The 12,808-nt window shown below is 66.3% G+C and carries 13 protein-coding genes and 2 pseudogenes; 10 read left to right on the top strand and 5 right to left on the bottom strand.

Annotated features, from left to right (window positions below):
• Both ABTZ59_RS36320 and ABTZ59_RS36325 read right to left on the bottom strand, forming a co-directional pair.
• Positions 1-1,516: hypothetical protein (locus ABTZ59_RS36320; protein ID WP_351425394.1), on the bottom strand; the 1,516-nt coding region annotated here is incomplete at its 3' end.
• 25 nt (positions 1,517-1,541) lie between these two features.
• Positions 1,542-2,141: a helix-turn-helix domain-containing protein gene (locus tag ABTZ59_RS36325; protein ID WP_351425398.1), complete on the bottom strand. Its 600-nt coding sequence runs from the start codon at positions 2,139-2,141 to the stop codon at positions 1,542-1,544.
• Positions 2,142-3,044: 903 nt separating this feature from the next.
• Here ABTZ59_RS36325 and ABTZ59_RS36330 point away from each other — a divergent pair.
• The 4 genes from ABTZ59_RS36330 to ABTZ59_RS36345 all read left to right on the top strand — a co-directional run bounded on the left by ABTZ59_RS36330 (position 3,045) and on the right by ABTZ59_RS36345 (position 6,161).
• Complete coding sequence (locus tag ABTZ59_RS36330) at positions 3,045-3,365, top strand: hypothetical protein (protein ID WP_351425400.1); 321 nt, start codon at positions 3,045-3,047, stop codon at positions 3,363-3,365.
• A 139-nt stretch (positions 3,366-3,504) separates the two neighbouring features.
• The gene (locus ABTZ59_RS36335; protein ID WP_351425403.1) at positions 3,505-4,608 is read left to right on the top strand and encodes a helix-turn-helix domain-containing protein; all 1,104 of its coding nucleotides are present in this window, start codon (positions 3,505-3,507) and stop codon (positions 4,606-4,608) included.
• A 135-nt stretch (positions 4,609-4,743) separates the two neighbouring features.
• On the top strand, positions 4,744-5,187 hold the full coding sequence (locus ABTZ59_RS36340; RefSeq protein ID WP_351425406.1) for a hypothetical protein: 444 nt from the start codon (positions 4,744-4,746) through the stop codon (positions 5,185-5,187).
• Positions 5,188-5,342: 155 nt separating this feature from the next.
• Positions 5,343-6,161, top strand: a complete 819-nt coding sequence (locus ABTZ59_RS36345) for an SAM-dependent methyltransferase (protein WP_351425409.1) — start codon at positions 5,343-5,345, stop codon at positions 6,159-6,161.
• Here the strand turns inward: ABTZ59_RS36345 and ABTZ59_RS36350 are convergent.
• Positions 6,158-7,120 (bottom strand): helix-turn-helix domain-containing protein, encoded by a 963-nt coding sequence (locus ABTZ59_RS36350; protein ID WP_351425413.1) that lies wholly within the window; start codon positions 7,118-7,120, stop codon positions 6,158-6,160. The two genes, ABTZ59_RS36345 and ABTZ59_RS36350, sit on opposite strands and share 4 nt — an antisense overlap.
• Before the next feature lie 81 nt (positions 7,121-7,201).
• Complete coding sequence (locus ABTZ59_RS36355; RefSeq protein WP_351425416.1) at positions 7,202-7,447, bottom strand: DUF397 domain-containing protein; 246 nt, start codon at positions 7,445-7,447, stop codon at positions 7,202-7,204.
• A gap of 251 nt (positions 7,448-7,698) precedes the next feature.
• Between ABTZ59_RS36355 and ABTZ59_RS36360 the strand changes: the two genes are divergently transcribed.
• Positions 7,699-8,160, top strand: a complete 462-nt coding sequence (locus ABTZ59_RS36360; protein ID WP_351425419.1) for an ATP-binding protein — start codon at positions 7,699-7,701, stop codon at positions 8,158-8,160.
• 30 nt (positions 8,161-8,190) lie between these two features.
• Here ABTZ59_RS36360 and ABTZ59_RS36365 read toward each other — a convergent pair.
• Positions 8,191-8,724, bottom strand: a pseudogene (locus ABTZ59_RS36365) (helix-turn-helix domain-containing protein); the annotation flags it as partial.
• A gap of 95 nt (positions 8,725-8,819) precedes the next feature.
• Here ABTZ59_RS36365 and ABTZ59_RS36370 point away from each other — a divergent pair.
• The 5 genes and pseudogenes from ABTZ59_RS36370 to ABTZ59_RS36390 form a co-directional block, all read left to right on the top strand.
• Complete coding sequence (locus tag ABTZ59_RS36370; RefSeq protein ID WP_351425423.1) at positions 8,820-9,032, top strand: hypothetical protein; 213 nt, start codon at positions 8,820-8,822, stop codon at positions 9,030-9,032.
• A gap of 41 nt (positions 9,033-9,073) precedes the next feature.
• Positions 9,074-9,703, top strand: a pseudogene (locus tag ABTZ59_RS36375) (restriction endonuclease); the annotation flags it as partial.
• A gap of 76 nt (positions 9,704-9,779) precedes the next feature.
• A complete protein-coding gene (locus tag ABTZ59_RS36380) occupies positions 9,780-10,037 on the top strand; it encodes an RNaseH domain-containing protein (RefSeq protein ID WP_351425433.1) in 258 nt (85 codons plus the stop codon).
• A 370-nt stretch (positions 10,038-10,407) separates the two neighbouring features.
• Complete coding sequence (locus ABTZ59_RS36385) at positions 10,408-12,561, top strand: DEAD/DEAH box helicase (RefSeq protein WP_351425427.1); 2,154 nt, start codon at positions 10,408-10,410, stop codon at positions 12,559-12,561.
• Positions 12,548-12,808, top strand: a 261-nt coding sequence (locus ABTZ59_RS36390) for a hypothetical protein (RefSeq protein WP_351425430.1), incomplete at its 3' end; no start/stop codon positions are given. The genes ABTZ59_RS36385 and ABTZ59_RS36390, both read left to right, overlap by 14 nt.

A 12,808-nucleotide genomic window follows, 5' to 3' on the forward strand; every position in this document is an offset into this window, starting at 1 on the left:
CGTCGAGGATTTCGATCTTCCATGGGGTGATGGGGTTGGTGAGGGCTGTATAAATTTCGGGTGCTCCGGCCCAGGTGGTGTAGGTGGTGCCGGGGGTGGCCGGGTAGTGCCAGGCGCGGTCGCCCGGGGCGGGGGCGGGCAGGATCCCGACGTGGTTCCAGTCGGCGGGGACGGTGACGCGGACGTGCCAGTGGCCGCAGCCGAAGAGGGCCTTGTTCTGTTCCTTCTGGGACCAGGAAGCGAAGGTGGTGGCGGTGACGCGCTGCGGGGTGCCGACGGCGGACTTCCAGGTGTGCTTGGCGTAGGCGAAGGTCCGGTCGTACTCGACCAGGGCCGGGAGGTGGTCGGGTACGGCGGGCGGCGTGATGAGTTCGGTGCGGCCCTGGCCGGCGGTGGCGTGGAGCAGGCCCCGCAGTTCTTCGGAGAGAACCGGGTAGCCGTCGGCGAACTGGCCTCTGGTGGGGATGGTGCGGGTCCACAGGTCACGGCCGGTCTGGGACGGGGAGCCCATGACGACGGCGTCGGGCCAGTGGGCGCGCAGGGCTTTCCACAGCAGGACGAACGCGTCCCGGATGATCGTGGGGTCGGCGCCGCTTGTGTCGAACCACTCCCCCACCGACCGGATCTCCACGTGGTGTTCGGTGTTGACGTGCTGGTAGCGGCCGACGGGGTTGCGGGCGTGGACGAAGTGCCCGGCCATGCGGTCCTTGCCGCGTCCGGTGTCGGTGCGCCAGCTGGAGGCGGGGGCATTCAGCCAGGCGGCGACGGCGTCTTTGAGGTAGGGGTGGCGGTCGGCGTCGCGGTGCCAGGGATCACCGGCGGTGACGTAGATCCGCTCCACACCTTCGGGGACGGTATGGAAGACGGCGTCGAGGATTTCACCGGCCGCCGCGGTCGGCAGGTCGAGCCGGGTGGTCCGGTCGCGGTGGACCAGGTGGCCGGTGGTGGTGTCGAGGAAGGCGGTGGAGCGGGCCTGTTGGGTGAAGTTGGGATGGCTGGAGGCCAGGTTGGCGGTATGGGTGAACCACCTGTCTCCGCTGGCACCTTGGGGGACGGCGGGAAGTATGCGGGGTTGTGTTACCGCGGCGGGAGGAAGAGCAGCGGCGGGTTCGGAGTGGGCGGGGTTCTCCGGGGCCGCTGCCGCCTGATCTGCGAAAGGGGCGGTGACAGGGCTGGGTGCGAGTGTTCCGGGGGCATCGGCAGCGGGCGACGATGTCTTCGCCGGGCCAGGGCCTGGGGCTGGTTCCTCGGCTGTGGTGACGGCAGGGCCGGCCGGTGCCGGGAGGGTGGTGAGTGCCTCAGGGGCAAGGATCGGGGCGATGGCGACCACGTCGGCCAGGCTCAGTCCGGCGGCGGGTGCGATGCGTTCGGCTTTCGCCTTCCCGTATCCGGCCAGCGCGGTGATCTGCCGGGCGCGGTCCGTCTCCAGCTTCGCGAGGGCGGTCCGCGTCTTTTTGATGTCGTCGCGCAGCGCGCGCAGATTGGCCAGTTGCGCGGTGTAGGTCTTTGCGTCCATCACAGTTCCTCGTGCGCCGGCCGGTTCAGCCGGCGGTGGTTTTGGTGGCGACGTAGGCGATCGTGCCGCCCGAGTGGGAGGCGAGGCGGGTTCCCAGGAAGGTGTCTGCGAGTTTCCGGTCGGCCGGCCGGGGGGCGGTCAGGTGCTTCACCGGGCGGACGAGGTCGGTGACGTGACCGGCGAGGACCGCGTGGGGGAAGCCGTGGCGGCCCCGGTCGTCTCTTTCCCAGCGGTCCAGGCCGGTCAGGACAGCGACCACGTAGCCGGACAGTGTCACTGGCAGCACTCCCCCGGCCGCTACGCTCGCCGCGTCGCAGCGCCACCATCCGTGCAGTGCCTTCAGGAGGGTTGCCGGAGGCAGGGTGGCGGCGAAGCCGGTGAGTGCCTGGTCCGCTTGCCCGTTCTGTTTCGCTACGTCGGCCCGCAGCACGGCAATCTCTTCTGCTCGGATGTGTCCCAGGTGGGCCGCGGGGCGGTCCCGTAGTTTCTGTACGGTCTCGAGCGGGACCATGACTCGCACCCCTCGGGTGGACAGGTCGGGCAGCAGGCCCGCGTGGATGAGGCGGCGGAAGGTGGTGACCGCGCAGCCGAGTTCCTCCGCAGCCTGACCGGTTGTCAGCAGCATCTCGCCTCTTCGGAATCAGATATCAGAGCAGGGTTGACGATAGCCGTCACCACCAGGGGAGTCAAAGCCCACTCGGATATCAGATGACGCATGACGGGGGAGGTTCGGCAGGTCTGGTGAGACGCCGGTGCGGACTGCGCTGGAGCGCGGTCCGCGCATACGGAGTCCGTACCGGGTGCTTGTGGCATTTCGGATGCGGCATCCCCGCCCAGCCCTCGCGCACCGTCGGCGCCGCCGACCGGCGCTGTTCGGTCTGACGCCCGGCCGGGTCGGCTGTCACCAGTGCCGCGCGACCCTCCCCTGAATCGCCCTAATGCCGGATACTGGGGGGGGGAGCCTTCATCGGCGGCGGCAACGACCGCCCGCTCACGGAGCCTTCGCCTGCCGGACGCGGGTGGGGACTCACGCCCAAGCGGCCCTGGCGGCCAGACTCTCTTCGGGTACCGCGTCGTGGCGCCTCGCGACCTGCGGGTACCGTAAGAACGCGAACAGGGAAACAAGATCACCTTTTTTGCATTCGCGCGTGCATCTAAGAGGAACGAACGGGTCCGCTTATCCTCCAAATTGACCCATTCGGGTGACACCCCAAGATTCCTGGCCGTCGGCGCGGAGCCAGCCCGGACAGGGCACCCATCGCGAGTGAAGTCGCTTCCCAGTCCAGACCTGACTGGTTGAAAGCCAAAAATAATCGAATGTGATTCATTTGAAGCCACCCGCATCCAGCTTCGGCGATCTTTTTGAGTATGTACTGACAATCAGCGCGGAAGCGCCATGGCCCGTTTCGCTTGACGGTCCGGTTTGCATGAGGGGAATTGCTCTCGGCTGCCAGAAATGGCGCTAGGGTTCACGGTGTTGCGGCCGTCGGCTTCGGGTTGGCGATCCGCACATGATTTCGGCCCCGGAATGTTCCAGCACTCCGAGGCCGTCGGCATCAAGCAGAAATGTAAGGAGCATTCTGTGCTTGAATCCGTCAGCCGTGGGGAACTGGATCTCCCCCCGGCATCACGCGAAAATATCAGCGTTTGCGCACCGGCTCCACCTCCCTCAGCCATCCGTGCCTGGGATGTCAAGCTGTGCTTCAGCCTCGTCGTAGCGATCACCGCAGCGGTATCTCTGGCCGTGAGCGGGGCGTTTGAGGGATCCGGAGGCGTGGTCCTTCTGCTGGTGCTGGCCGGGATCGCCGGTCGCTCGACGGTGCGTCACCTGCGTATCCAGCTGCGCTGAGCAAGTGGGGCGTGTGTCCCGGTGTCCCCGGGCCTCTGGACACACGCCCCTTTCGAGGAGCACGGCAAGACGTACGCCGGGCATGGGTTTCTCCACTCGGGTACGCGTTTCCCTGCCGTGCGGGAGGGAGCAAACCGGCATGGGCGCATCGCCGCGTTACACCCGCTGTGGTTTCTGCGGGCGTCGGTTCAAGCAGAACGGCGGACCCGGCCGGCGCAAGTCGTACTGTGACAAGAAGTGCAGGCGGGGAGCGCAGCGGCGGCGTGACGGACAGGATCGCGCTGTTCCGGCCAGGCTCTGGCCGTGGGGCCGGGACATCGCGGGGGACGTTCATTCTCTGGCCGTTCAGCTCGTCGAGGCCGAGTACCAGGAAGCCGGGCTGCACGGCCTGTTGGACCGTGCGGCACGTATTACCCGGGAAGTCGGCTGCTACGAGGCTGCCGCTGTACAGGACGCCCGGAATGCCGGCCGAACCTGGGAAGAGATCGCCGCGGCGGCGGGGGTCGGCGTGGAGACCGCGCGGGCACGGTGGGGTGATGCGAAGGTCAAGCGCCTGCTGGCCCGACGCGCCGCAGACCTGCATGCGGCTCCGCCGAAGCGGCCCGGCGGGCAGGGCCAGACACCGTGCACGAAGCCGGACGCGGCTGCCGAGAACCGCTCTGCGGAGCCGTTGGTGGTGCCGTCGAAGAAGCTCGGTGCCGCTCTGTCCCATCTGCAGCGTACTTCCGGGACCGCGATCAGTGACGCCGCCCGCCAGGCCGACCTGTCACCGTCCTACCTCTCGCGGATCCTGACCGGGGAACGTGTTCCCGCGTGGCCCGTAACGCACATGCTCGCGACGATCTTCGGTGGCAGTCCGGCAGAAGTACGGATCCTGTGGGAGGGGGCACATGGCATCCGTCATCTGGCCCGGCAGTCGATCGACGGCGCTGCGGGGAGGCTGAACGCCGCGTTGCGGGGTCTGTATCTCGCTGCCGCCTGTCCCGATCTCGTTGTCCTGGCCGAAAACACCGGGCTGTCCGCCGGTCTGATCGACGCGGTACTGCGCGGTGATCACGTTCCTGACTGGCCGACGACCGCTCATCTGGTGAGGCGGCTCGCGGTGGACCCGGCGGTGATCAGGCCTTTGTGGGAGGCCGTGCACTACGCGTTTCTCACCTCGCACGACATTTTCCCCGCAGGCGGGCTTCCACGCTCCACGCCCGCCGCGCGGCATGAGACCAGCGACGAACCAGCGCCCTGAGGGCCACGACATTGCTCGTGAGTTCCCGGCGCTCCGGCACCGGAAGAGGAGTTTGCCATGGCCGGGACATCCGGGCTCTCTGCCCTCGCACGTGATCGGCTCAGTACTGTTCGCGGCCCCTCTCCGGCAGCCGGAATGACGGTGGACTACGTGGCCTTCCGCGAGCTGAACCGTCCTCGTTATCGGCGTTATGCCCGTGCCCGTACCGGTGACGCGGATGCCGCTGAGCGGGCTGTGGAGGGGATGCTCGCCGACCTGGCGGTGGTGTGGAAGGAGGTGCTGAGGAGCCCCAGCCCGGCGGCGGCCGCCTGGTGTCTGCTGGGGCAGAACATCGAGAAGTGCACGCGGGCGGACACGGGCAGTGCTCTGCATCGCGTCCTGCGGACGGAGCTTGCCGACACGGCGTTGCTGCACCTCCAGCTGGGTGTGTCTCTCATGGATGCGGCCGATCTGATGGGCGTTGATGTCTCCGTGGTGAGAGCGCGGCTCGCGGTTGCGGAACGGGAGTTCCGCCCGGAGCTGGCAGCCCGGTACCGGATGGCGTGGGGCGGTACGGTCAGCCGGCACATGCCGGGGTAGGTAGTGCGCCGGAGTGCGGTTTCTCCACCTGCCGCGCGTCGATACGCTCCCTGCTTCACTTCCCTCTCCGGGGCGATAGCCCTGGCTTCCCAACCTCTCTAGCATGGGTGCTTTCCGCACCTGACGGGGCTTCAGCTGAGGCCTGAGGGAGGCTGATGAACAGCGGGGAGAAACCAGATTCTCACGCTATTGACGTCCATACGCCCAGCGTGGCCCGCATGTATGACTGGCTGTTGGGCGGGATCGAGCACTTCGCCTCCGACCGCGCCGCGTGCCAGCGGCTCCTCGAGATCGCGCCGAGTACGAAGGCGCTGGCTCTGAACAACCGCAGTTTCCTGCGGCGGGTGGTACGCGTCCTGGCTGAGGAATACGGTGTGCGGCAGTTCCTCGACCACGGTTCGGGCCTGCCGACTCAGGACAACGTCCACGAGATTGCCCAGCGCGTCGACCGGCGCTCCCGTGTGGTGTATATCGACAGTGACCCCATAGTCCTGGCGCGCGGGCGGATCGTGCTGGAGGAGAACGCCGAGACCGCGGTCCTCAACGAGGACATGAGGGAGACGGACCGCATCTTCGAACGGCCGGAGGTCCGCCGGCTCATCCGGGACGACGAGCCCGTGGCCGCTCTGTTCGTATCCGTGCTGCACTGCCTGCCCGATGAGGATGCGGGCGCCTTGGTGCGCCGGGTCGCCGAGCGGCTCCCGGACGGCAGTTTCATGGTCATCTGCCAACTTGTCAGTGATCACGCCTCCGTTCGGGAAGGCGTCACCGAACTCATGCGGGACGCCACAGGAGGAAACTGGGGACGGGTCCGGGAAAGGGATGAGGTCAGGCAGTACTTCGACGGTCTGCTCATAGAGGATCCCGGGCTGATCGATGTCACCGACTGGCGACCCGACAGCGAAGTGGTACCCAGACAGCGCGCCGATGACTGGGTGGAGTGGGGCGGCCTCGCCCGCGTGATCAGGACCTAGAACTCGCCGGGCGCTGCCCTCCCCGGCCGAAGGATTTTCTTCTCGTAGCGTTCGATGGCGTCGTCGAGGATCCGCACGCTGTCCTCCCAGCGTGCGGACTTTCCCTCGACTTCGGCCAGCACGTGCCGGTAGTGCTCCACGACCGTCGGCTTGGTCACGTAGAGAGCACTGTCGATGAGTTCGACATAGACAATCTCCGGGGGGCCGCCGTCGCGGAAATGCAGGTGCGTGATGGGGTAGCTCGGTGCAACGTCCGCCCCGTCCTCGAACTCCAGGATCCGGACGTGGATCCCCCATTCGGTGTCTATCCGCTTGAGGTGCCGAAGCTGTTCGAGCATCACCTCAGGACCGCCCTTCGGCCGGCGGAGAACCCCTTCGTCGAGCACGGCCACCACTTTGGGCCGCTGCGAACTGCGCAGGATCCTCTGTCTTCCTTCCCGGAGTGCCACCCGCCGCTCGACTTCGGCTGTCGCGGCGTCCGGGAGGCCGGCCTTGACCACCGCGCGGGCGTAGGCCGGGGTCTGCAGCAGCCCCGGCACGATGTGCGTCTCGTACATGTGGATCTCGTAGGCCGAGGCTTCCAGATCGATCAGGCGGCGCAGCCAGCTGGGGGTCACGTCTCCGTACTGGTCGAACCAGGCGCTGCTCCGGGACTGCTGAAGCAGGCTGTCGATCTCTCTCATCTGCTCGGCAGACACGCCGTAGTGCCGCGCAAGGTCGAATACGTCCCGCTCCTTGGGCGGGCTCTCACCGCGCTCGAGCCGGCTGATCTTCGAGATGGATCCGCGGATGACGGGCGCCACGTCCTTCAGCGCCAGTCCCCTGTCTTTACGGAGCCTGCGCAGGGCCTCGCCCAATACCCGGCCGGAGGCCTCCGGCCGGGTATCAGCCGCAGGTTCCTGGCCGGGCACGCCGACTTGTCCGACCGGACACTCGATCTCCGCGCGGCTGACAGACATTCGGGCTCCAGTTGAGATACGGCAAAAACCAGGCCAGTTTCCCAGAGTTGAGCCCGTATGTCCGCAGAATCAACCTATGGCCTAAGCCTGACCCACGCAGGTGAGACGGTCGAACTCACATGCTTTCGCGCCGTCCACGAATGCCTCGATCTCCCCGGGGGTGAACAACAGGGCAGGCCCGTCCGGGTAACGCGAGTTACGCACTGCCACCACCCCTTCCGAGAGAGCCGCGACTTCCACACAGTTGCCCTGCGCCGTGCTCGCACTGCTCTTGAACCAGGCCACACCGGTGATCTGGCTTGCAGGGACTCCGTTGTCGTACTGCATTTCCGACCTCTTTCGCCCTCAGTTCCGGAAAACCCGCACCGCACACGGCCGCATGGGACCGGCCGCAGGGTCACGCCTCCTGCCAACGGCATGAAATCCCATATGCAATTGCATGGGAGATGGGTTGCAGGAATACTAGACCCGTCCCGGCGGCGATACGGTCCCCCGAAAGAGTGTTCCTGCACCTGTCTTGTCGTGACGCCCCTTCCCCGAGCCGAATATCAACAAGAGCCGGCGCACAGGAGCTGATATTGGCCGAGGACAGACAACCCGCCCGCCCCCTGCCCGTGGACTGGGGCCTGCCGATGGGCCTGGGTGTACCGCCCTTCACCGCGCACCGCTTCACCGCGACGTCCGGGGCACTCCGTGGAGCAAGGGACTTCACTCGGCACACGTTGAGGTCCTGGGGCCTCGCCCGCAGAGCCGACGACGCCGTCTCGATCGCCAACGAACTCGTGGCGAACGCCATGCGCCACGTACTCGCAAAGCAGCTCGGACAGACCGGCTGGCTCGCCCTCACCAACTCCCGGCACACCGTCCTGTGCGTGGTGAGCGACCCATGCCCCCACGCTCCACGCCTCATCAGCACCAACCACCTCACCCTCCACGGCCGCGGACTGCACATCGTCAGAGCACTCAGCGACAACTGGGGGTGCCACATCGACGAGAACGACACAGGCAAAACCGTCTGGGCCCGTATCTCCACCCGATGAGGACGGGGCTCCACGTCGTGCCGGGAGCCGATACAGGCGGGCGAGCTCCTGCAGTTCCATCACCTCCGCCTTGCGCACGCCGCGCTCGATGTCGCTGACGGCCGAGCGCACGACGCCGCTACGCTCGGCAACCTGCTGATGTGACAGCCCAGATACTGGCGGGTGGCCTTCACCGAACCGGCCTGTGATCTTGCTGAAGTTGGGCACGCGGAACGTCCGCGAACAACCTGTCACGGGCGACGGGGACCCTGCGGTCGTGGGGGGCTTGGCCAGCCCGTGCGGTGGTCGTATCAGGGGCGCCTCCGGCGCACCGGGCATCGAATGCGCGCTGGTCGCTTTTCGCCAATTCATCATGGATGCACTGCCTGGCGTCACCGACACTGTTTCCGCCGGTGAGAGCTGTTCCGGCGGTGCTGTCAGTCGCGTGGCCTCAGGGCGAGGGCAGCGGCCGACGTAGGCGGGGAACACGTCCGCCGAGGTGCGCCGTCCAGGGCCGCAGCATTCGGGGCAGCCGGACGCGTGGAGGCGCTCGTGGCTTGATGACAGCATTGCCGGGCTCTGCATCGTGATGGGCCATCAGTTGTTGTCAGTGGCCGCTGCTACACCAATTCCTGAGGGACGGGCCGTATTCCGCGGCCTGCCGACGGGAGGGGACGAGCATGTCTAAGGTGCCGGAGGGGTTCTATCGGGTACGTGGACACATCCGCCGCAACCCGAAGCCACGGAGCGCGAAGCGGATGAGCGGCTGGATGATCGCCGGCCTAGTAGCGGGTGCGTGGCTGTGGGGGCAGGTGTTCGGGTTCGGTGAGACCGCCGCCACTACGCCGCCCGCCGATCCGAAGCCGGCCGCTTCCGTGCAGAGTGACCAGTGAAGGCACTGCTGCGCCTACGGCGACCCCGCGGCAGAGCAGAAGTGGTCTCGGCTGTCGTCGTCGCGGTGGCCGTGATCGTTCTGGCCCTCCGGACGGCCGCGACGGCGGCAGGCCCGTTGACGCAGGCCTGGCCTGTGTTGCCGGCTCTCGCTCTGCTCGCCGGCACGGTCGGGGCATGGCGCCTGCGGCAAGTGATCACGACGCGGCGTCGTGAAAGGGAGCGGCTGGCCGCTCTCCGGATCTCCCTGGCCGAGTTCGACGCAATGGACGACCGGCACTTCGAGTACGCCCTGCGGGATCTGCTGGTGCGCGACAGCTGTCCGGCGCGCAGGGTGGGCGGCGCCGGGGACCAGGCCGCCGACGTCATCGGTGACCATCCGCAGCTCGGACGGATCGTCGTGCAGGCCAAACACACCCGCGTCAGCGGGAAGGTGGGGGCATCAGTGATGTACGCCGTGAAGGGAACCGCCGGACCGGTACACAAAGCGGCTCATGCCGTCGTCGTCACCAACGGGACCTTCACCCGCGACGCCATGGCGTGGGGCGACCGGCACGGCATCCACTGGGTCGACCGCGACAAGTTGCGGCAATGGGCCCAGGACGGCGCCGCGTTGCACGAGATTCTCAGGCTTTCCGTACGCTCCCGCCCGAGCCGGTTCAAGCGAGCTGCCCGGAAGGCCATCCCTGGTTCCCGTTCACCGAGCCCCGCAACTACGGCAGGAAGAGGTACGGGGCGCAGAAAACCCGCTGGCGCGCCGAACAGGCGACAGCGACTTCGGGGAGAGCGAGCTGAACTCTCCCTGGTACGCGATGACCACGCGGGGGATCGCACTGCTTTACACACAACCCGGATATGACCAGGAGGCACTGGCCGTCGCGGTGGCCCGCCTCTGCCACCAGGCGCTCAGCTGGTGTGACCGGACCCGCTATCCGGCGCCTCTGCACGCGGCGCTTCAGATGGACCTGGACCATCCGCGTTACCGCAAGGTTCGGGCCGAAGGATGACGACGAACAGCAGCACATCATCGCGGAGGCCGGTGGGGCAAAGAGGGCCGCTATCCAGGAGACGCTCCCTCTCGACTTTTCGCAATAGAGCCGGAGGAGGTGACGGTGCGGGCCAGGGCTTTCGGGGTGCTGTCCTTGCCACGCCCCCTCTTCATCCTGTTGCACTCGGGCTCATGGATACCAGGATTCCGCCGGCCCGGTTTGGCACTGCGTCGCGGGAGAGGACTGTTCCTCCCGGGCCGGGACGCGCGCTTCTCTCGGGTCGGCCCGCGGCGTGGGGCACACCGGTTCATTAGGATGAGCGATGCTCAGTACTGCACGGTTGTGGCACGGCTGTACCTGGCCACTTTGAGAGGAAGAGGGCGCCGTAGTGCCGCTTGAGGTCGTGTACGGCGAAAGCCGGGATCGGGGTACTGCTTCGCAGCTCGCCGAGAAGCTGCGTGAGGTGGTCGACGGCGGGACGGTGTACCTCGGGTACCCCGTACTGGCCACTGCTGACGAGCGTGTGGAGGTCGACGCTCTGCTGGTCAGCCGAGCACACGGGCTCGTGGCGTTCCTGCTTGAGGACACCGTTCCGCACGATGCGGACAGTTGGGATGCCGTCTCCTCTGCCCAGGATCGCTTGTACAACGTGTTGGAGAGCAATCTCGGCAAGCACAGTGGGCTGCGCCGGCGCCGACGGCTTGCGTTGAAGATCTCTACGGTCAGCGTTTTCCCGGGGCCGGTAGGAGATCAACCCTCGGATGTGGAGGGCGTCTACTGCGACTTGCTGGATGTCGGCACTGAAGTGGCGGCTCTCGACGCGATCAACGCGGACATCGAGCGGGCTCTCCAAGCGGCGTTGCAGCGAGTAACGACGATCAAGCCGGTCAAGAAGCGCGCGTCTGTTCAGGACTCTTCCTCGCGTGGCGCGGCCCTGAAGGTGATCGAGCGGGGCATAGCGAACCTGGACCAGTGGCAGAAGGCTGCCGCGATCGAAACGCCTGAGGGGCCTCAGCGGATCCGCGGTCTGGCCGGATCGGGCAAGACGGTTGTTCTGGCTCTCAAGGCGGCCTATCTTCACACCCAGCACCCCGAGTGGCATATCGCGGTGACCTTCCACTCCCGGGCCCTGTACCAGCAGATTCAGGACTTGGTGGAGAGGTTCACATTCGAGTACAGCAATGACCGTTACGACGAGCATTTCCTGCGGATCATGCATTCCTGGGGGTCGAGCTCCAAGGCGGGCATGTACAGCGAGATGGCCCGCGCTGTGGGGGTCACACCACGGGACTGGAACTACGCGCGTGCCACCTACGGCATGGACAACGCTTTTCAGGGAGTGTGCCGGGAACTGCTAGCAGTAGTGCGGGCCAACTCGCCCGAGCCGGTCTTCGACGCCGTCCTCATCGACGAAGCCCAGGACCTTCCACCGGAGTTCTTTCAGCTCGTCTACCTGCTGACGAAGGACCCCAAGCGGATCATCTGGGGCTATGACGAGCTTCAGAAGCTGTCGGAGTCCGCCATGCCCGGGACGGATGAGCTGTTCGGAACAGGCCCCTCCGGGGAGAGTCTCATCAGCCTCGCCCAACAGGACAAGCAGCCGCAGCGCGACATCGTGCTGCCCGTGTGCTACCGCAACACTCCCTGGGCACTGGCCACAGCTCACGCCCTCGGAATCGGTGTGTATCGCCAGGAGGACGGGCTGCTACAGCACTTCGATGATCCCCAACTATGGGGGGACATCGGCTACAACACGGTCCACGGCCGGCTGGCTCTCGGCTCTGCGGTGACGCTGGAGCGTGCGGAGTCGAGTTCCCCGCCGTACTTCCGTGAACTGCTCAACCCCGATGACGCGGTCATCATGAAGAAGTTCGACGACCAGGCCGCGCAGGACGTCTGGGTAGCTCAGCAGATCAAGACGAACCTGACTGCCGACGAGCTTGAGCACGACGACATCCTAATCGTTCTGCCCGACGTCTACCGGGCCAAGTCCCGGGCTCCGAGGCTGATGCAGACTCTCCTGGAACACGGAATCCTTTCGCACTTGGTGGGAGTCAGCACAAGCGTCGACGAGGTGTTCAAGCGCGACTCTGTCGCCCTGGCCCACATCTACAGGGCCAAGGGTAACGAGGCACCCATGGTGTACGTCGTCGATGCTCAGCACGCGAACAGCGATCACCAGGCCGTCACTCGTCGTAATACCCTCTTCACCGCCATCACCCGCAGCCGAGCATGGGTCCGCGTCGTGGGGTGGGGCGACCGGATGGACGCGATCTCTCGCGAGATCGACACGGTACGGGAGAAGAGCTTTCGACTCGGCTTCACCATCCCCTCACGCGAGGAGCTGGACCAGCTTCGGCACCTTCACCGTGACCGCTCCGACGACGACCAGGCCGCCATGCAGAAGGCCAAGGACGGACTCCAGGCATTCCTGGAAGCGTACGAGACCGATCAGATCGACTTCTATGACCTTCCGCCAGCCATGCGGACACGGCTGTCCGTGATGAAGCTGAAGGAAGACCTGCCGCGTGACAACGACTAGAACGGTCGCCGAGAAGGTCCGAAACCTCCTCGACTACCTTCTCAACGCGGAGATAGCCGCGTACACCAACAGGGTCTCTGAGAACGGGACACGCGTCTCCTGGCATGCAACTGACCCCGACATACCGTTCCTGGCAAGCCGGGGGGACCCTACCCAATGCCAGGAACTTAGGGGGTTCATTGTCGGTGTTGTCCCTGATCGACTGGCAGTTGGGTGTTCCGCCAGACGCAGCGAAGCTCCTCGGCTA

It is taken from the genome of Streptomyces sp. NPDC094034 (assembly GCF_040303865.1).
Taxonomy (GTDB): domain Bacteria; phylum Actinomycetota; class Actinomycetes; order Streptomycetales; family Streptomycetaceae; genus Streptomyces.

Coding starts and splice junctions, on each gene's coding strand:
- ABTZ59_RS36350 (WP_351425413.1), bottom strand. CDS start 7,120: ATGTCTGTCAGCCGCGCGGAGATCGAGTGTCCGGTCGGACAAGTCGGC.
- ABTZ59_RS36340 (WP_351425406.1), top strand. CDS start 4,744: ATGACGGTGGACTACGTGGCCTTCCGCGAGCTGAACCGTCCTCGTTAT.
- ABTZ59_RS36330 (WP_351425400.1), top strand. CDS start 3,045: ATGTTCCAGCACTCCGAGGCCGTCGGCATCAAGCAGAAATGTAAGGAG.
- ABTZ59_RS36355 (WP_351425416.1), bottom strand. CDS start 7,447: ATGCAGTACGACAACGGAGTCCCTGCAAGCCAGATCACCGGTGTGGCC.
- ABTZ59_RS36325 (WP_351425398.1), bottom strand. CDS start 2,141: ATGCTGCTGACAACCGGTCAGGCTGCGGAGGAACTCGGCTGCGCGGTC.
- ABTZ59_RS36335 (WP_351425403.1), top strand. CDS start 3,505: ATGGGCGCATCGCCGCGTTACACCCGCTGTGGTTTCTGCGGGCGTCGG.
- ABTZ59_RS36370 (WP_351425423.1), top strand. CDS start 8,820: ATGTCTAAGGTGCCGGAGGGGTTCTATCGGGTACGTGGACACATCCGC.
- ABTZ59_RS36345 (WP_351425409.1), top strand. CDS start 5,343: ATGAACAGCGGGGAGAAACCAGATTCTCACGCTATTGACGTCCATACG.